The following is a 19,803-nucleotide window of genomic DNA, read 5'->3' on the forward strand; positions in this document are numbered from 1 at the left end:
AAACAATCATGTGATACAACTACATGATATTCCTAACCATATCAACAACCGGGAAGCATGGCCAAAAAGAAAACAGCCGATAAAGACAGCGTATGGAAAAGCCTGCAATTGAAGCTGGGCGTAATTACTGTTATTTTAGGTTTACTAACTACCGGGTATAATCTGATTAAAAAAGATCCGCCCCCGCCGGCTAACCCCGATCTGAAGGCCAGCCTCGAGATTTCGTATATCAGCATGATCAATGATATTTATGCCCTGGCGGGAGGCGACAGCGCCGTACGGAAAAAGGATGCCTTTTATCTTGATTACCCCATACTCACCAATGAAATTTCTGATAAAAACCTTCAGAAAACTGACCAGCTTTTTACCGACACCACAGCTAACGATTATGAGCTGTTTATCACCTGCCTCATGATCCAGAACAAAGGCAAAGGCGATGCATCAGACATTGAGCTTGACATGAGCAAGCTCAATATTAACCAGCCGCTTACTGTAACTGAAGACCCTCAAAGCAAAAATGATTATGATAGCCAGATCAGGGCTAAAGGCACCGCTGTGAAACGGATTATAAAGCTACCTTCAAGGCTTTCAACCGGGCAGGGAATTTTAATCCCGTTATTTGTGACTTATGATAAACCAAACCCTGTTAATAAAAACAGGCAATGGAAAATTGAATCAAAAACCATTTTTCTGCCGGATAATATCCGCTATACAGAACCGGCAGATACCGCCCGAAAATCATTAGTGATCCGAAAAATGCTGAGCCCGGTTCGGCTGGCCGAAGGTGTACAGGGGCGCGGATAGTTTGACAATGATCAGATATTCATAAGAATGGAAAATAACGAAAACCCAATACCGGCCAAACAAACAAAAAACGGCCTCGCCCTTATCCTGATAGTGGTTGGCAGTATCCTGATCATTGGCAACCTGTATTTTTATGTTGCCCGGCAAAAGCGCAATAATATAAAAAAGCAACAATTGGACAGCCTTGCCAAACAGCTGGATACCGCTAATGCTAAATTTGAAATTGGTTATGGCGAAATGAGCATAGCCTCATACAATAAGATGAAAGCTTCTGCCGGCCAAAAAGATAACAGCCTCTTGGTTTACCCGGTGATGAAGAACGAAATAGATGATCTTATTGCTGCAGGAACCTATCATCCTGACTATGGAATTTCTTCCACTTACCTGGAGGAATTTACATCCTTATACAAGCAGAAAAAGCTGAAGCCAACTGGTACAGCAGTAGCCTGCTTAATTATCAAACAAGTTGGTAAAGGTAAAGCAGAATCTGTAAGACTCGATATCACTCGTTTAAAGCTTGACGAAATAAGTGAAATGTATGACCCAACCGATATTAATAAATTTACAGATCCGGAACGTACTGCAAAATCTTTCCATTCTACTTCCCTGCAGATAGATCTTGGCGCAATGGATACCGGAGGCGCATGGCTTATGCCCCTTTACATCAGCAACGGCTTCTTGAGATTAAAAGAAGGCGATGACCCGTCGGGATGGTCTGTTACCGCCGGGCCAATACTTCTCCCGGTTAGTTTAAACTATATAAAAAAAGATAAAACCATTCAAAAGATCCCGCTGAAAGAAGTACTTAACCGGCCAATCGAAATCCTGGATTAGGAAATCAGTTGAGGTACGATATAAAACTGTCTATCATAGTACTGCCTACTGATTAAACAAATTTTATAAATAAACAGGCCGCTCTTCTTAGTCAAAAAAGCGGCCTGTTAGTTCGTTGCTACTGAAACTTGTTACTGACCACTTGTAGCGCTCCAGCCATCGCCCCAGCCGCTGCCGCCAGCTGCTTTGGTGCCTTTTAAAAGCTTATCATATTTTACTGTTTGTTCTTTAGTTAAAACAGCTTTGATCTTTGAGATAGTAGCCTCCCTTAATGGCTTAATATCAACCATCATTTTTGTGTTATCACCTTTATCTGCAGCTTTGATCTTTTCAAACTTATCGGATGATTCCTGGTATATCACCGCAATTTTTTCGGTTTGTTTATCAGTGAGCTTTAATTGTTTTTGCAGGTCTTTTGATTTTTCAACAGGTTTAGCACCGGGCTTGGTTTGCGCGTTGCCTGCTGCAGCCAATCCAATGAACATGCAGCATAGTAATAAGAGTTTTCTCATGGTTAAGATTTATTTTAATTGTTGTTGATATAAATGTAACTATTTTGGTATAAAATCAGGGCTAATATTTTCTATTACAGAAACATAACTTAATTTGTTTTAGCTGTCATTTGCATGGGCGTACAACCAGGCATGTTTTTGCTGCGGAAAATCAATTTTGTTAATTGGACGGTTTTGTATTGTGCACTACCTTCGGTGATATTTAAAAACTGGTTGGGGGCAACATTTTTAAAGTATTGCACAGCGCCGCTGCCCGCCCATTTTATCTCAACTTCATCAATCACTTTTGCCTGGCCAATGCCTATCTCCTGCTGCAAAGGCGACGATCCAAAACTTCCGCCCGAGTTAACATCTTTATAAACAGAACGTTTAACCCCATTTTCGGTAAAAGTGAGTTTAATATGGCTCCCGATGGCTGCATTGTTAGCTTTTGTGCCATTCAATTTCAGGCTAATCCAATTGTTATTGCTTACACCGGGGTTCATGTATAATGAACTGGTGTACGAATCGCCAATATAAGCACCACCCATTTCGGCAAAAATATCCTGGTGGCCGTTATTCCTCAAATCGGCAAATGCTATGCCGTGCCCCTTTTGCAAATTACCCGTACGTGATGATGAAGTGATATCAGCAAAACGTTTACCCCCAATATTTCTGAAGAACTTGTTAGGTACCAGCGATTTAAAATCGGGGTTACCTGTACCAAAGTACATATCGGGATAGCCATCGTTATCGATATCGCCAAAATTAGCCCCCATGCTGTAAACTACTTTATCCAGCCCTGCCTCTTTAGTTACATCAGTAAATGTACCGTTATGGTTGTTTTTATACAGGTAGATATTACCGGCTTCCGGAACGGGTTTGCCCAGGGCGGCGGCGGCGCTGTAAAAGCCCAAAGTACGCTCAAAATGATAATTGGCCACCATCAAATCGGGCCATCCATCGTTATTGTAATCGTAAAACCAGGTAGTAAAGGTTCGTTGTTTGATCTGGTCAAGGCCCGATTGCACGGTCATATCTTCAAAATCTACCCCTGCTGCGGTTTTGCCTTTATTTTTAAGCAGGTATTTGCGTCCGTCCATAGTTGAGATAAATATGTCGGTAAAACCGTCGTTATCATAATCGGCAGATGTTACCCCTTTTACAAAAGCCTTGATACCGCAATGAGCGGCAGTGGTTATATTGCTGAATGTGCCATTACGGTTATTCATGTATAACTGGCAGGTTGATTCATCAATATTGTACATCGACTCTGAATTTTCATTACCTACAAATACATCCAGCCAGCCATCGTTATTAAAATCGGCCCAGGTTGCAGTTTGCGTGGGGTGAAGCATAAATAAACCGCTTATGGCTGTTACATCGGTAAAAGTACCGTCGCCATTATTACGCAATAACGAGCTGGGCTGGTTACCGAAACCCCTGGTAAGCCATGCGCCCCGCAAAACAAAAACATCCAGTTTACCATCATTATTATAATCGGTTTGCTGGATATTAAGTCCGCCGGTAATACCCTTTAAACCGGCGGTTTCCGTACGATCGCTAAATGTGCCGTCCTGGTTATTTTGAAAGTAATGCATCGGGTCGCTCAGGTCCCAGCCCGATGTCATGATATCAAGATAGCCATCGTTATTAAAATCATCAACAATGACCCCGCCTGCCCGGCCGTTGATATTAAGGCCAAGGCTACCTGCCACATCAACAAAGGGTTTAACCTGATATGCAGTGTCCGGGTCAGCATTGAGGCCAGGTATCAATGCATTCCCGGGTACTTTTTGCGGATACTCGCCAAGCGTCATATAGGCTATATTAATCAACCAGCGCGACTCATAATCATCGGGGCGAAGCTTTAACAATGCTTTATACGCCTCAATCGCTTTTCTTGAGCCTGTTTGGAGCTTGTGCACCCCATCATCTTTAATTGGGAAGATACATGATGAGCCGGTGTGGTTAAGCATACAATTGCTCCGTTCACCCAAACGCATGTAAGCTATGGCCTGTTCGGACAGCATCTCATCGGTCGACATAAAGTCGATATTATCCATCAGGTACTTATAAATGTTTACAGATTGCTGCTCCTGACCGGCCTTTAACAACAGCGAGGCTTTTGAAAATAAAACCTCCTGGTTTTTGGCAAGCCGTTTAATTTTAAGCAGCGAATCGCAATAAGCCAATTTCATTTCGGGGTTAAACGGGTTTGAAATGATGTTATTCTTTTTATTTATCTGCTTCAGCACCTGGACCATCTCTTCATTAGATGAGTTTTGGCACGATGCCATTATGGTGAAGCCGCATAGCAGAACAAGCGCGGCGGTAATTTTTTTCTTTATCATAGGATGTTAATATACCCTCACGAATAAAATGCCAAAGCTTTACCCGCGATAGATGTGGTATTAAATTGTTTCTAAAAATTCCGGACAACACAACCAGGAACATTAAAACAAATGCCGGTTGGTAAATAAGCTAAATGGAGAAAATCAGCAGGATGCTTTGGGTGGTTGTTCAGGAATATCCTGATGAGCATTTACTAACGATTGCACAGGTTGTACAACGTTTTCAGGCAATGGCATTACGGGGCAATAAAATTCAAATTGCACAAATGAAAGGCTTACATTATCCTGTAAAACCATTTTGCCAAAGGGCACATGCTCTTTGGGAGAAACAGGTGCACCCTTTATTCCTTTTGCATCAAGCACATTGCTATCGGCAAAGCGGGTAGTTTTATAATTAGGGATGCACATCAGGTGAAGGGCATTCCTCGTTAATCGCATTTTTACGTAATTGTAGGTGGCGTTTCCAAATGTAATATGCCCGGATATATTTTCAAAAGTGCGCCAATCATGAATACCGGGTAAATTAACGGAGATAATAACTTCGGTAAGGTCATTTACATTATACAAGCCTTTCCCGACCTGTTCATTAAAAAACCGGTCCGATTTATAAACCAGGTATTGGTGCAAAGCCAGCTGCCCGCCAATGTTAAGCAGGTAAATATTCAGCAATATTAAGGCAACGATCTTTTTCAAAGGGTTTATAGTACTCTAAAGATGAGGTTTATAAACGACACTTTCAAGCTTTATTTATGTTATGTAGTAAATATTATTAAAAGAATTTAAAAGTATATAATATCCGGCGCACAATTGACTCGCGCAGTCTGCGCTTCGTTGTACCACCCTCTCTACGACTTCGCGGCATAGAGGGTAAAGAAAATAGCAGAAAGAGGCCGTATCATAAATCGTGATCAGTCTTTTTTTAACTTATTCAGATACTAAGCGATATATAGTTTTGGGTTGGATTGCCCTATTAACAAAAGGGGGGTTAACAGGGTTAACACAATTCAGGGTTAACATTTAATTATATAGTTAATAATCAGACAATTAAGTGCATTTCCCTTGAAAAACATGTTAACCCCCTTTTTGTATAGATATTATCGGCTAAATTTCAATTCATAGGTAACAAAACACCGAGAGTGGTCAATTTGATTTATGATACAGCCACGAACATCACAGCGATGTCGGAGAGAGTCGATGTCGCGTTTACTTCATACAATCAATATTATGTCTTTTTCAGCAGGAAACGTTTCTTTAACCAATCCCTGACAGGCTCATCATACAATTTGAGGCAGCCGTAGGCAATAGCTATACTGACTACAAAAATCCCCAGCCCGCCAAGCAGGCCCTGCGCCATGGGGATCTTATTATTTGTTACCCAGGCTACATGGAAATATATTAAAGGATAATGTGTAATATAAAGCGGATAAGAAATGTCCCCCATAAATTTACAAATCCTGATAGCGCTTTTACTCTTTAAGCTTCCGCCCGCGCCAATGGCAACAATCAGGGGGAAAAGAATGATGATGCAGAACGATTCGTACAAGCCATTCATCCATAAATGTTCACTCCCCCCTATCCTCGGCACACTCAATATAGCAATGATCAGGAGGCTGCATACTGCAAACGCGCCTTTAATATGGATAAGTTTACCCATACGGCAAAGCAGCATCCCGGCAAAAAATGGGTAAAGCAAACGGGTAAAGCCAATCTTGAGCTGCGTTTTATCAACCGACCATCCGCCAATTACATCGCCCTGCGGGCCCATTACTGTATAGTGGATCAGCAAACAGGCCGACAAAAACACCAATATGGCAAGCATGGTATTAGAAAATTTACGGATCACCAGAGCGTATAAAATATTGGCGATATATTCAAAAAAAAGCGACCACGCCGGGCCATTCAAGGGGTGCATTTCCTGCCAGCCCCGGATATCCATAGATGGCAGCACGGGTACCAGCGTAAAACCAACCACCATCATCACCAGCATTTTCCAAACCGGCGTATCATGAATGAGCGGGAAGGCTCCACCGCTCTGTGTATAAAAAAACAGCGCGCCGATAATTGAGCCCATAATAACCATAGGCTGTAAGCGGATGAGGCGGCGTTTGTAAAAATCCCATTGGGTCATTTTACCCCAGCGATCGTCATAAGCATAAGCAACTACAAAACCCGAGAGCACAAAAAAGAAATCGACAGCCAGGTAACCGTGGTTTATGATCTGCTTAAAGCGGTTACCATCGGCATAGGTTTCAAAAACATGGAAAGCCACTACAAAAAGGGATGCCACACCGCGCAATCCGTCAAGAATTTGATAATGACCTTTTGATTCAAGGTACGTAGGGTTTTTACTCATCAGCAGGAAAAAACAAGTATGATAAATTGGTTATTTCAGGTTTAGTAATACGTACCGCAAGCCGGGTGCAATACCATGGCTATAAATATGGCTTAATTTATCGGCAAGTCAAAACGCGGGCAGGAAAAAGGGAAAGCACCCCGGCAGCCTGAATAAGATTTAGAGCGTACGGTGCTACAAATGCGGCTTGGCAGCAAGCACAATGGGAACAGTTTCCACAAGCTCAAGCGATTTAACCATATCCTTTGTAGTGCTTTTGTATTTTTTAAAATGAGCCGTTTGCAAATGGGCCTGGTAAGCGGCGGCATCGGCATAGATTTCAAAAACCGTGATCCGGATTGGGTTATTCTTTTCGGCCACCGCATATAAGGTTAAAACGCCCGGTTCAACGCGTACAGCGGTTTCGGCATGCTCTTTAAGCGCAGCCATGTAATGCTGCAATTGAGCAGAATCAATCACGAGTTTGGCTATGCGTACTACGTGGTTTTTATCCTGGGCCACAGCACTGCCCGGTGAAGATATTGATAGCATAAAAATTATTAAAACCGATAACAGCCCGCCGCCAAAAGCCGGCATCCGGCTTGTACGGGTATGTTTTCCTAACGCTCCTGAAATTACATTTATAGCTTCCATTTTTTTAAATTTTATAAATAACTCAACCACCATTTTCCTTTGTTGGCCTGTTTGTAAGCATCATAGCGCTTGCATAAAGGATACAGGGCCTATTACTATTCCAATCCAAACAAGATAAGCAACAGGCAATGAAAACCCGTAGCCCTTCAGGTTTGTTGTGAACCAGATAGGTTGCTTCAGGAACCAGATCTTCCAGTCCTGCCCGGGAGTTAATGCTGATGCGATGATTGCTATCAGATGTATTATATAAATATGAATAAGGTAATAGAACATAGGCACCCTGCCATATACTGAAACTACTTTTACAACAACTCCTTTTGATTTTTCGGTAAATGACAGGAACAGAAATGCCGCACCCAGCGTTAACAGCAGGTACAACAATGATGGCGGATATTTATTTACCTTAATAAATGACAGGATGGTAAATAATGTATTTTTCTGTACGCTCCATTTCACCGGATCTCCGTATAGGTTGGTATAACGTAATACAATAAACAAAACAATACAAGTGGCGCCGGCTATCAATAAGTTTCTTTGCCTTTTGCTAATGTCATAGCCCGCCGTATACCATCCCCCTAAACAATAACCTAATGACATAACCGCCATTAGCGGAACAATGGGATACCCTACCAATAAAATTTCCTTATGCCAGGTAAAAAACTGCTGTTCATGAAGCAGCGACCAGCCAAAAGCCGGCAGAGTGCTCCCCGGCACATGAACGCCGTCTAAAAGATTATGCCCCAATATGATTATAACGCTAATGCCCAGGATCAATTTTTTTGGCAAATGGATCAACGCTGCCAGCACTATCATACTTAAACCTAATGCCCATATGGTGATAAAGAAAAACATAGGGAACGTGATGTTAAAGTTCCAGCCGAAGTTAATCACGAACATTTCGAGAAATATGAGCCACAATCCCCGTTTTACCAGGAATATGGATAACTCTCTTTTAGTTTTCTTTTGCCCGATAAGGTATGCCGATGTTCCTGCAAGCAGCATAAATATCGGGGCGCAAAAATGAGTGATCCACCTGGTGAAAAATAATATGCCGCTTGTTTTGGTAAGGTCAAGCGGATCATAAAAAAATGATCCGGAGTATAAATAGTCCCTCACATGATCAAGGGCCATAATGATCATGATAGTGCCCCGGAGAAAGTCAATAGAGGTTATCCGGTTTTTTATAATTGCGTTCATTCAGGTTTTTGAAGATGAAGGTACTTATTTAAATAGATAGATTTAACAAATGCTTGTTTCTTGACAATGGTATTAAAGAGCATTACCCATTTTCGATGCATGATGGATCTTTTGAATTATCGTTTTTATGTAACTATTTTAACTAAACTAATGTCTTTTAATTATGAAACTACTAAAGGCATTCTTTTTAACCTTATTCACATTGTTTCTATCTGCCTTTGCCAATGCGCAAACCGGGGGTGGTAAAATTTCAGGAACGGTTTTAGATGATGCAAAAAAACCGCTTGACGGTGCAACTGTGACCTTACTTTTCGCAAAAGATTCGACAGTTGTAAGTACCCGGCTTGCCCGTCCGGATGGCGGCTTCACCTTTCAAAATTTAAAAGATGATACATACCTGGTTAAGGCAACCTATATGGGCTATAAAAACTACCGGAGCGGCCCTGTAGTTGTTAATCAGCAACAACCGGTTAATTTACCGGCATTTACTTTATCGTTAGCCGGAAAAACATTGAATGAAGTAGCTATAACCGGTCAAAAATCTTACGTTCAGCAAAAAATTGACCGCACAATAGTTAATGTAGGCGCGTTGATATCCAATACCGGCGCCAATGCTTTGGAAGTGCTGTCGAAAACGCCAGGTGTACAAATAGATGCCGATGGCAATATTACCTTTAAGGGAAAAAGCGGGGTACTGGTAATGATAGATGATAAACCAACTTATCTTTCGGCTGCAAACCTGGCCACGTACCTGCGTTCCTTACCATCTTCGTCTTTGGACCAAATAGAGCTGATGGATAATCCGCCGGCCAAGTACGATGCGGCAGGCAATGCAGGAGTAATCAATATCAAAACTAAAAAAAACAACACCAGGGGGTTTAATGCGGTAGCATCTGCCGATTACGCGCTGGGTTTTTATTACCGCAATAATGAAAGTATCAACCTTAACTACCGTATCGACAAAATTAACCTGTTTGCTAACCTTGCTTACAATAAACAAAAAACCTACAGGAGGCTTGAAATTGACCGGGATTATTTTGATATGAACGGCGACCAAACCTCCTCGCTAAAAGATATTTCCTATTTCAGGCCGGCAAGCAACAATACCAATATTAAAGCCGGGATGGATTATTATGCATCGCCGAAAACAACCTGGGGAGTGGTGTTTACCGGCACCTTATCGCACTATCATGACAGCAGCCCGGTAAACAGCCTGTTATATGGCAAAACCGGCGAATTAGATTCAACTATCAATACCCTCAACACCTCCAAAAACAGCTTTAAAAGCGGAGGCGTCAACGTAAATTATACTCATAAGTTTGACAGTGCCGGCAGGGTGTTTACGTTTGACCTGGATTATATCCGCGATGTATCGGGCAGTAATCAGTTGTTTGTAAATAATACCTTTTTGCCCGATGGTACCTTAACAAACTCAACCATGCTGAGTGATAATTTACCTGCTACTATCAATATCTACTCTGCAAAAGCTGATTATTCCCATCCGCTCAAAGGCAAAGCAAAACTGGAGGCCGGCGTTAAGAGCAGCTATGTAAATACGGATAATGCCGCCAATTATTTTAATGTGATTGATAATGTAAACACTATTGATTATAACAACACCAATCGGTTTTTATATAAAGAGAATATAAATGCTGCCTATATTAATTTCAATAAAAAATTCGGCCGGTTCGCATTACAAACCGGCCTGCGGTTAGAGAACACGAATGGTAACGGGCATCAATTGGGTAATGCCCAAAGGGCCGACTCTTCCTTTGTTAATCATTATACAAACTTGTTTCCAACCGCGTATTTTTCCTACAATCTCGATACAGCAGGACATAAAGTGTTGGTTATTTCGTATGGCCGCCGGATAGGCCGGCCGAATTATGGAAGTTTAAACCCCTTTACCTTTTTTGTAGACAAGTTTACCTATTTTTCAGGCAACCCCTTCCTGAAACCACAGTTTACCGATAATTATAAACTGGCCTATAGTTTCAAAAGCCTGTTTACCGTTGCGGTTGCATACAATTATACCACCGATGTTCAAAATGAAACTATTCACAAAAGCGGCAACGTATTCATCAGTACCACCGGTAATATAGGACAACGAAAAACACTGGATTTTTCTGTTAATACCAATTTTCAGCCGGCCAAATGGTGGTCGGTTAATTTATATGCCGAGGTATATAATAACACGTACCAGGGTATGTTTTACTCCGGCTACCTTCATGAATCTCAAAGTACATTTAGCGGCAATGGCAATAACCAGTTCACCCTATCAAAAACCTGGAGTGCCGAACTAAGCGGCTTTTATGATAGCGGAGGCACTTATGGCCAGTTTGTTACGATACCCAAAGGCATGCTCAATGCCGCTATTCAGAAAAAAATATTGAATAACAAAGGTTCAATCAAATTAAATGCACGGGATATCTTTCACTCGTTTCGCCCAAGTGGTACCATTACCAATATTGAGGGAGCCCATGCAACCTTCCATAATTTTTTAGATACCCGGGTGGTAACCCTTGCCTTTAACTATAGTTTCGGTAAACTAACAAACGTACCCCAAAAGCGTAATACCGGCGGCGCCGATAGTGAACAAAACAGGGCGCATTAGTTTTAATACAGCTTGTTTTTTAGGTAATGATGTCCATATTCAACTATCAAACGCAAAAGCCTCAAGACTTCGACCTGAGGCTTTTGATTTACTGGTAGCGGGACTAATGTCGAACCGCCTGGTTGCAAGTATCAGACTTATATCCGCAATAAATTAGATATCGCAAGTCCGATTTATCGGCATAGAATCTTAAAAAATCATGAACTCTCTAAGTGTTACATCTTCCCTGTTAATCTTAACTGGTGCTTTTAATTATTCCTTAAACTTTTAACCGGATTTGCCAAAGCAGCTCTTCCGGTTTGAAAAACAGACACCAAAAGAGCAGTGAAAAACATAATTACTCCGCTCATTACAAATAGCCACCAGCTTATTGGAGTACGCTCGGCAAAATTTTGCAGCCATTTGTTCATAGCAAACCACGCCATTGGCATAACCACAACAAAAGAAACTACAACCAACCAGGCTATTTCTGATGATAACAGCCTTACAATTTGCATAACAGATGCTCCAAGCACTTTACGTATGCCAATTTCTTTTGTGCGCCGGTTGGTATTGAAAATAGTCAACCCTAATAAACCAAGGCAGCTGATCAATATGGACAGACCGGTTGCCCACGTAAGTAATTTAGAAGTACGTTGCTCACTTTTATAAAAGCGGGCAATTTCTTCATCAAAAAAATGATAGTCAAATTCAATATCTGGATAAACCTCTTTCCAGGCTTTTTGCATGCTACTTATCGCTTTGTTCCAGTCGGTGCTGCCGGCTGGCTGCGGCTTTAGCAGGATATGGAAAAAGTTATCATTAAACTGATAGTGAGGCGCCTGCATAGAGATAGGCAAAATGGGGTCGCGTAATGACTTTTGATTAAAATCGGCAACCACACCTACAATCATTCTCTTGTTGCCTTCATACTCAAAAGATTTACCTATCGCATCTGCGGGGGTTAGAAAGCCTAAAATATGTATGTATTTTTCATTTACCAATACTGCGGTCATTGAATCCGCAGGCATTAGGTTGCGTCCTGCCAATAGTTTAATATGGTAAACCTTAAGGTAATTTTCGTCCCCGTTTCTTTGTTGCAAGGAGGTTTTTATCTCCCCCTTTTCGTCTTTGTAGGTTACTTCCCAGGCCCTGATATTTTCAGCCGCGGGAGGTTCACTGCCAATGCTCATCATTTCAATTTGTGGGATACGGCTTATTTTATCTTTAAATAACTGTTGTTTATTGGAGTTTATCGTACTGCGTGGAGTTTCAATATTGATGATGGCATCTTTCTTAAACCCAAGATCTTTGTGCAGCGCGTAAAAAACCTGTTTGTTAACGAGCAATGTTGTCATTATAAAAAACTGTGCAATTACGAATTGCGTAACAGATAATGTTTTACGCAACAGGATTCCGCTGCTGTTCCCCATATTATTACTTGTCGAGCTGTTTAATATCGATATAGGTTTGTAACCCGAAAGGATAATTGCCGGGTACAAACCGGCCAGCAAGGTTACAGTTATGAGCAATGCCAATAAAAACAGGAGCAGGTTGCTATCTAAATAGTTAAGGGATAAATCCGGCGGTGTAAAATCGGCAAATAATTGCAGAATTAGCGGAGTTAAAGCAAACGCAATACAGATGGCAAAAAATGTAACAATAAAAGTCTCACTTAAAAATTGCACAATGAGTTGTCCTCTGCTACTTCCCATCGTTTTGCGGATACCAATTTCTTTTGCCCTTTGCGTAGCCTGCGCTGTAGAAAGATTGATGAAGTTGATACAGCCTAATAGCAACAGGAAACCAGCAACCACCAGCAAGCTATAAAGAGCTGTTTTGTTTGCTCTTCTGCCCTTGTTGAAATTGGCGTAATCCTGGTTGAAATGCAAATCTTTCAAAGGCTGCAGGTGCTCCGTTTGGCCATCGCCAGGTCTAAACCCCTTGTTATATTTATTTAGCAGTACATTGATCTGTTTTTCTATATTAGCAGTATTGGCGTGTTCATCAATTTTGACAAATAGCTGCCAAACCATATTTGACCATTCGGTTAACCTGGCCATGCTTTTTAAATCGGCATTATTCAGGCATGTACTGTAAGATAAAAAATCTTTGAAATAGAAGTCGGTGTTATTATCCGGAGTTTGAATTATCCCCGAAACGGTAGTTTTAATACTGTCATATATCACTGTTTTACCTAACAACTGGTTGTATGGGATATTAGGAAAATACTTCTGGGCTTGAGATGAAGTGAGTACAACCTGGTAAGGTTTTTCAAGTGCCGTCTGCGATGAACCGGCTAACCACTTGTAAGTAAAAAGTGCGAAATATTCATTATTGGCTAATACAATGTTACTTTCCTTTCTGAACTTCACAGGTGACTCCGTATTATCCGGAATCAATACATCTGTTTCTTTTATTTCCAGGAATGGAGCAACGATTTTTATACCCGGTACCTCGGCTTTAATAGTTGCAGGCAGGGGCCCGTTCACAAGTCCAACACGAGCAACAACTTTATCCATATAAGAAAGATCTGTTACTAACCGGAAAATCCTTTCGCTGTCTTGATGAAATTTATCGAAACTAAGATCAAAATTTACAATAACAAAAATTGCCAAGGCTGCGCTAATTCCGACGGACAGGCCAACGATGTTAATAAAAGTGAAAAATTTGCGAGCGCCCAAATTGCGTAGCGCGATTTTAAGGTAACTTTTTTTCATAGCTTTTCAGTAGGTGATTGGCAAGGTTACAAATAACATCACCCCTAAGCTACAATATTAAATTCCACAAAATAAAAAATATTGAAATTATATTCTGCATACTAAGCAAAATCAATTACAATACACCAAAATTATGTATTGCAATATTTCCATTATTTTTTTGGCTTATTCTATCAAAAAGGAAAAATTTTTGAATCAAAAAAGCCTCAAATCTTCCGACTTGAGGCTTTTGATTTACTGGTAGCGGGAGCAGGACTCGAACCTACGACCTTCGGGTTATGAGCCCGACGAGCTACCAACTGCTCCATCCCGCACTGTTTTGATAGCGCAAATGTACAATAAGTTATCACATCTGTTTGTCACAAATGAGCCCGTGTTGTTAACAATTACCTAACACGCTATCACCTAACTTATTAAACTCGTTGATATAAGTCAATTTCTTTCTTACTATAAGTCAATGTGTACCTTTTGGGTACTTTGCACCTTTGTGATACCCTGACCGATGAACGGGCAGGACCATAAAATTTCAAAGAGATGAAAACCGCTAAAGAATTACTGCTCAACTATCTTGAGCATATCAACAACCCCGATACAGCTATTGAACTCTTTGCCGGCGACGCAGTGTTCGAGCTTCCCTACCTTGCAAGTTTAGGTTTACCCTGGCAATGGAAAGGTCGGGAAGTAATATATAATTTCCTTAAAAACCTACCCAAAACATTCGGCAACTTTAAATTTCAAAACATCAGGATCCATATTGATACACCTGACCAGGCCTTTGGCGAATATGATGTGAACGCTATAGTCAATTCAACAGGCCGGGTTTATCCGCAAACCTATATGGGGCGCCTGGTTGCCGAAAATGGTAAGATCAAACTGATCCGCGAAGCGCTGGATATGGTTGTAGTGGCCAAGGGAATGTTTCCTGACGGGTTGACACACTTAGCTTAAAGCTACTTACGGGCCTGGCTCTTTTATAAAATTACACTTTAACGATACTTGGTTGTCCAAACCTTTTTTTCTTAATTTATTACCAAAAAAATGCTTTGACCAACGTTACAAAGGCCTTAACTAAAATTGTTGAGGCCTTTGCAATAATTAGATACTCTACCATCAATTAGCCACGTCATTATTTTCAATCCCTGTCCTGTTTTTATTGATCCTGTCTTTCAAACCTCCAAAGCTATAGTTCAGGCTGATGCTGAATGACCTGTAATAATTCATGCTTTGGTAGGTTTGGTTAAACTGCGGGCCAAATGTTTTGCTAACACTGTTGCGGTATTTGGTAAACGGGTTTTTGATCCCCCCAGAGATACTGAACTTATTTTTTACAATATCCTTGTTGAAATTGAATGCACTATAAAAAAAACCGTTGGTGTACCCCTGTAAGCCAGTAGGGTTACGGCTGTTTATACCCAAATCGGCATTCAGGGCCCAGCCATGGTTCAGGCGGACTACGTTTGATAGCGTGGCCCCATATATCAGCAGGTTATTGTCCACTACTTTTCCACCGGCCTGACCCTGCAGCCACAAGTACATCATATTACCGTTAAGGCTTACGTTGTAAATTTTAGTTACAGGATAACTAAGGTTAAAATTGATGCCCGCGCTGCTGGCCTTGCCGGTATTGGCATAGGTAATTTGCGTAACCTGGGTAGTCCGGTCAAAATTAACCACCTGCAAATCGAGGTTGTTCATGAACGAATAGTCGAGCCCGATGTTTACTGATAGTTTTTTATTGCTGCCATATCCCAATTGGATATCGTTCAATAAAACAGGTCTCAGATTTGGGTTACCGGTAACTTCATAATTGGGGTTTGAGCGGTCAACATAAGGGTTAAGCCTGTTGATGCCCGGCCTCCTGATCCTTTGTGAAAAACCGAAGTTGATACTACTTTCGTCTTTAAACCTTTTACTTACCGAAACAGAAGGAACAACGTTAAAATAGTTTTGATCGGCCACAGATGCCGTGCTCGTGAAATTCGCCTGGATCACGGTTTCCTCAACCCGCACACCGGCATTGATGTTCCAACTATTTAAAGCCAGTTGGTAAGAGTTATAAGCGCTAAATACATTTTGAGTATTGGTAAACGCGTTTGCCTGCGCTGCATCATGCTCATATAAACCGGTTGAATCATTTAATGAACTATAGCCAAAATCGCTGCTGTTATTCCTGAAAATGGCTTTAACACCGGCATCAATGGTTATTTTATTTACCGGGGTAACAAAATCAACCTGTACAGTGTGTTCTTTAAATTTTTGTTTATCGCTTTGTTGAAAATTAGGGACTGGGAAATTTACCCGGTCAAAAAATTGAACGTCGCTATTTTTGTTATTTGTGTTGCCGCTGTACATGTATGAAAATGTAAGCAGCCTGTTTTTAACACCTTTAAAACCCAATTCATAATTGATCCCTGCATCAATGCCATGGCTGGCGGCCTTATTATTGTTTTGAAAACGGTATTGCTCAGGCTGATCATCGCCGGTTAGCAGGGATGATTGCCCGTTATGATCGGTTGCATGGCTGCCGTTATAATTGAACTGAACGGTTAATAAATTCAGTGTATCTATCTGCAGGCTTAATTCGGTGCCGAAATAAGCGGTTTTATTATTTGAGCGCTCGTAACCGTTTTGCGCCAGTACCGTGCCTGCGGTATCCATTGTTTTACGGTTATTAATTGTCTGCGGCGCATTGTTGATACTCCCGCCGCCAAATGCCGAAATGCCGAATTTGCCTTTTTTAGCCGTAAATGAGCCACCAACACCAGGGCCTCCGGCAGGCAGGTTTTCATTAATATTTACAGAGCCGTTGATACCATCGTTGTTTTTTTTGCTGGTGATGATGTTAATGATACCTGCCAAGCCTTCGGCATCATATTTTGATGGCGGCGTAGTGATCACCTCAATCCGCTCAATGGTTGATGCCGGGATACTTTTTAAAACAGCTTTAAGGTTACTTTCCAAACTACCGGATGGCTTACTGTTAATAAGCACTTTGAAGCTTGAATTTCCTTTGAGCAGTAAATTATCATCCCCATCTAATGACAGGTATGGGATTTTACGCATCATGCTTAATACATTATTCCCTTTGCTTTCAGGATCCGCCTTCAGGTCGTAAATTATCCTGTCGGCTTTTTGTCTTATGATCGGCCTGTCCGCGGTTATGGTAACCTCTTTCAGGCTGGTCATTACATCGCTCAAATAAACCGGTTTAAGCTCCAGTATTTTTTGCTGATGAGTAAGATTAAGCGCTATTGTTTTTGAGCCGTACCCGATAGCATTGATCAAGAGCGTGTAACTGGCTGGTTGTACCGAAGTAAAGCTAAAAGAGCCATCGTCTTTAGTAACAGCAACCATAATGGTTTCATTGACAGCATTTTTTAGCCGTACGGTTATCAATGGCAAAGGCGCTTTGGTCACCGAATCAGCAATACCTCCTTTTACCTGTACCGGGGCCTGGCTATAGCTATTGAGGTTATAAGTGATCAATACAGCTATCATCATGATGAACCGTATTGTTGTTTGTTTAGTTTTCATATGTGTAAGGGGGTTAGATTTTGATTAATTTTTAGGCAATAGGATTCCCTGAGAGGAATTTCCCTCTTTAAAATTTGATGATACGGGCAGCTAAACCGCCCGCTTAGTACAATAAATCAGGCTGATTATTTAATCTTTACGGCGGCGAAGCAGCAGGTAATAGATTAGAAAGCCGGCTGAGATAAAGATCATCTCAACCCCATAAGGAACGGGTGAATCTTCGGCGCTGTAAGGGATAAATTCCATTACTATAAAACCTATTCCGGCGCAAAGGAGGATGAGCCCCCATTTCAAAGCTTCGTTACCCGAACCCAACTGGGCCAAAAACTTGACGCTGTTTTCATCCAGGGGGCCTGCATTAATAATCCGTTTCTTTAACCTGTAATTATAAAGGGCAAGTATAAATATGGCTATCAGTATAAAAAATACGATAATTATGATAAATGGCATTAACTGTTTCATGATATTGTTTATTTATTTGCTATAGTAGTCAACACACGCAGCACTCCGGTTGCAATTATTTTAAAATATTTTTTTATTCCTTTTTTGCAACCGCCAAACCTTATATATTGACTACTGTAATATGTTTAATGAACACGAGGTTATATCCAGGATATTAAATAAAGATCTCCGGGCTTTTGAACTGCTTGTAAAGCAATACGAAAAGCTGGTCTTCTTCGTGATAAACCGGTTGGTGCAAGACCAGCAAAACAAGGAGGATATATGCCAGGAAGTTTTTATTAAGATCCACCAAAACCTGCACCGGTTTGAGTTTCAGTCGAAACTATCAACCTGGATAGCACGTATAGCCTATTTAACTGCTGTAAACTATTTAAAAAAGAACAAGAACAATTCCACTGCCGAATATCCCGAAAATATTGATAATTATCATTTTACAGATGAAAACCCGGAGCAGGAACTGATAAAAAAGAATACCGCAGCATATGTTAACCTGCTTATTGAGCAAATGCCGCATCAATATAAAACAGTGTTAACGCTGTACCACCTTAATGAGTTTTCATGTGCGGAGATCGAAGAGATCACAGGAATTCCGGAAGGAACAGTGAAAAGCCATCTTTTCAGGGCACGAAAATTATTGAAAGAGAAAATTGAAAAAGACCTTAAGAAAGAAAACATATGAAAGAGCTGGATGACGACGAATTACAAGAGCTATTAAACAATGGCCTGGTTCCGGATAACAAAACACTTTCAGAAGAAGATAAGAACGATCTGCATGCTTATCAAAACTTATTTAGCGCACTAAGCACCGGGCCCGAACAAGGCTTGCCCATGAGCTTTGCCGCAAACGTTAGGCGAAAACTACAGGAACAGGCTAACCGCAAAAGCGACCTGCACTTTAACCTGGTGGCCATGGTCATATTTGCCGGGGGATTAACACTGGCTTATGGCCTGTTAGCGATGATGAGCCCTGAAAGCGGCGATATGTTTTTAAATGCAGTGATCAGCTTTAAATGGGTGTTATTGGCACTGGTTATTGGCTTCGTCGGTTATCTTTTTGTCGACCAACGATTGGTTAAAAGGAGTTATTAACGAAAATTACGGGAGACGCAATTATGCATCTCTACATTAAAGATTAACGCGCTTCTTCTATCGCATCCGGTACGGCGTCTTCTTCTTCTCCGGCTTGCAGATCTTCCTTAAACACACGGATGGTTTTAATATACCTGCGCTGGTAACGATCATTCATGGCAGTTTCTGTAACCCCATTTTCATCGCCCGATGTAGAGTGGATAAATACCAACGGCTCGCCGGGTTGCGATATAACTATACCAATGTGGCCGGCACTGTGGTAATTATGGCTGCGGGTACCGGTAAATAATATCAGATCGCCAAATTTGGCCTCTCTAATATCGATACCCTTAACAGGTGTAAAATCCGATGAGCTGCGGGGGATAGAGATGCCGAAATGGGTAAAAACATAATTAACAAAACCCGAGCAATCAAAACCTTTTTCCGGATTGCTTGAACCATACCGGTACCTGATGCCTTTCAGGGTTTGGGCAAATTCAACCAGTTCATCAGGTGTGGTTTCGCCAGTTTCATAATTGGCCTCAACTTCGGCATAATGATGCCTCAGCCGCGAATGACTATGCGACCTTGCCGTTTTATTAGCTTTATGTTTTTTTGCTGCATGAAGTACGGCTGGCTTTACCGGCTTCATAAATGATAAACAAGCAATAAGGAGGAGTTTGGGACCAACTACAAAATGCATGTTGTAATGATAGGTAAAAATTTCCACGGATAGTAATCAAAATGTAAAAAAGATAGC

Annotated in this window: 16 protein-coding genes and 1 tRNA gene; 6 read left to right on the top strand and 11 right to left on the bottom strand. The window is 41.2% G+C overall.

Going from position 1 to position 19,803, the window contains the following annotated elements; all coding sequences use genetic code 11:
• Positions 1–57: 57 nt before the first annotated feature.
• On the top strand, positions 58–804 hold the full coding sequence (locus SNE26_RS21885) for a hypothetical protein (RefSeq protein WP_321556008.1): 747 nt from the start codon (positions 58–60) through the stop codon (positions 802–804).
• Between the two features lie 27 nt (positions 805–831).
• Positions 832–1,638: a hypothetical protein gene (locus SNE26_RS21890; protein ID WP_321556009.1), complete on the top strand. Its 807-nt coding sequence runs from the start codon at positions 832–834 to the stop codon at positions 1,636–1,638.
• Between the two features lie 131 nt (positions 1,639–1,769).
• On the opposite strand, the gene SNE26_RS21895 is transcribed toward SNE26_RS21890, so the two are convergent.
• The 6 genes from SNE26_RS21895 to SNE26_RS21920 all read right to left on the bottom strand — a co-directional run bounded on the left by SNE26_RS21895 (position 1,770) and on the right by SNE26_RS21920 (position 8,666).
• Complete coding sequence (locus SNE26_RS21895) at positions 1,770–2,150, bottom strand: hypothetical protein (RefSeq protein WP_321556010.1); 381 nt, start codon at positions 2,148–2,150, stop codon at positions 1,770–1,772.
• Positions 2,151–2,239: 89 nt separating this feature from the next.
• Positions 2,240–4,483, bottom strand: coding sequence for a CRTAC1 family protein (locus tag SNE26_RS21900; protein ID WP_321556011.1), 2,244 nt, complete (start codon positions 4,481–4,483; stop codon positions 2,240–2,242).
• A gap of 144 nt (positions 4,484–4,627) precedes the next feature.
• A complete protein-coding gene (locus SNE26_RS21905) occupies positions 4,628–5,176 on the bottom strand; it encodes a hypothetical protein (RefSeq protein ID WP_321556012.1) in 549 nt (182 codons plus the stop codon).
• Between the two features lie 529 nt (positions 5,177–5,705).
• Positions 5,706–6,836, bottom strand: coding sequence for an acyltransferase (locus SNE26_RS21910; protein WP_321556013.1), 1,131 nt, complete (start codon positions 6,834–6,836; stop codon positions 5,706–5,708).
• Positions 6,837–7,010: 174 nt separating this feature from the next.
• A complete protein-coding gene (locus SNE26_RS21915) occupies positions 7,011–7,469 on the bottom strand; it encodes a putative quinol monooxygenase (protein WP_321556014.1) in 459 nt (152 codons plus the stop codon).
• A gap of 60 nt (positions 7,470–7,529) precedes the next feature.
• Positions 7,530–8,666, bottom strand: coding sequence for a heparan-alpha-glucosaminide N-acetyltransferase domain-containing protein (locus SNE26_RS21920; protein WP_321556015.1), 1,137 nt, complete (start codon positions 8,664–8,666; stop codon positions 7,530–7,532).
• Positions 8,667–8,829: 163 nt separating this feature from the next.
• Between SNE26_RS21920 and SNE26_RS21925 the strand changes: the two genes are divergently transcribed.
• Positions 8,830–11,280, top strand: a complete 2,451-nt coding sequence (locus tag SNE26_RS21925) for an outer membrane beta-barrel protein (RefSeq protein WP_321556016.1) — start codon at positions 8,830–8,832, stop codon at positions 11,278–11,280.
• 248 nt (positions 11,281–11,528) lie between these two features.
• On the opposite strand, the gene SNE26_RS21930 is transcribed toward SNE26_RS21925, so the two are convergent.
• Together SNE26_RS21930 and SNE26_RS21935 are read right to left on the bottom strand one after the other, a co-directional pair.
• Positions 11,529–13,979: an ABC transporter permease gene (locus tag SNE26_RS21930; protein ID WP_321556017.1), complete on the bottom strand. Its 2,451-nt coding sequence runs from the start codon at positions 13,977–13,979 to the stop codon at positions 11,529–11,531.
• Between the two features lie 238 nt (positions 13,980–14,217).
• A tRNA-Met gene (locus SNE26_RS21935) sits at positions 14,218–14,293 on the bottom strand.
• Between the two features lie 220 nt (positions 14,294–14,513).
• Here SNE26_RS21935 and SNE26_RS21940 point away from each other — a divergent pair.
• Complete coding sequence (locus SNE26_RS21940; protein ID WP_321556018.1) at positions 14,514–14,927, top strand: nuclear transport factor 2 family protein; 414 nt, start codon at positions 14,514–14,516, stop codon at positions 14,925–14,927.
• Between the two features lie 162 nt (positions 14,928–15,089).
• Here SNE26_RS21940 and SNE26_RS21945 read toward each other — a convergent pair whose 3' ends face one another.
• Both SNE26_RS21945 and SNE26_RS21950 read right to left on the bottom strand, forming a co-directional pair.
• Positions 15,090–17,513, bottom strand: a complete 2,424-nt coding sequence (locus SNE26_RS21945; protein WP_321556019.1) for a TonB-dependent receptor domain-containing protein — start codon at positions 17,511–17,513, stop codon at positions 15,090–15,092.
• A 129-nt stretch (positions 17,514–17,642) separates the two neighbouring features.
• The gene (locus SNE26_RS21950; protein ID WP_321556020.1) at positions 17,643–17,975 is read right to left on the bottom strand and encodes a DUF6249 domain-containing protein; all 333 of its coding nucleotides are present in this window, start codon (positions 17,973–17,975) and stop codon (positions 17,643–17,645) included.
• Between the two features lie 121 nt (positions 17,976–18,096).
• On the opposite strand from SNE26_RS21950, the gene SNE26_RS21955 reads away from it, so the two are divergent.
• Complete coding sequence (locus SNE26_RS21955) at positions 18,097–18,654, top strand: sigma-70 family RNA polymerase sigma factor (protein ID WP_321556021.1); 558 nt, start codon at positions 18,097–18,099, stop codon at positions 18,652–18,654.
• A complete protein-coding gene (locus SNE26_RS21960; protein WP_321556022.1) occupies positions 18,651–19,064 on the top strand; it encodes a hypothetical protein in 414 nt (137 codons plus the stop codon). Before SNE26_RS21955 ends, SNE26_RS21960 begins: the two co-directional genes overlap by 4 nt.
• A 43-nt stretch (positions 19,065–19,107) precedes the next feature.
• On the opposite strand, the gene SNE26_RS21965 is transcribed toward SNE26_RS21960, so the two are convergent.
• On the bottom strand, positions 19,108–19,695 hold the full coding sequence (locus SNE26_RS21965; protein WP_321556023.1) for a C40 family peptidase: 588 nt from the start codon (positions 19,693–19,695) through the stop codon (positions 19,108–19,110).
• Between the last annotated feature and the right edge of the window lie 108 nt (positions 19,696–19,803).

This window comes from Mucilaginibacter sp. cycad4, assembly GCF_034263275.1.
In the GTDB taxonomy this organism is placed as follows: Bacteria; Bacteroidota; Bacteroidia; order Sphingobacteriales; family Sphingobacteriaceae; genus Mucilaginibacter.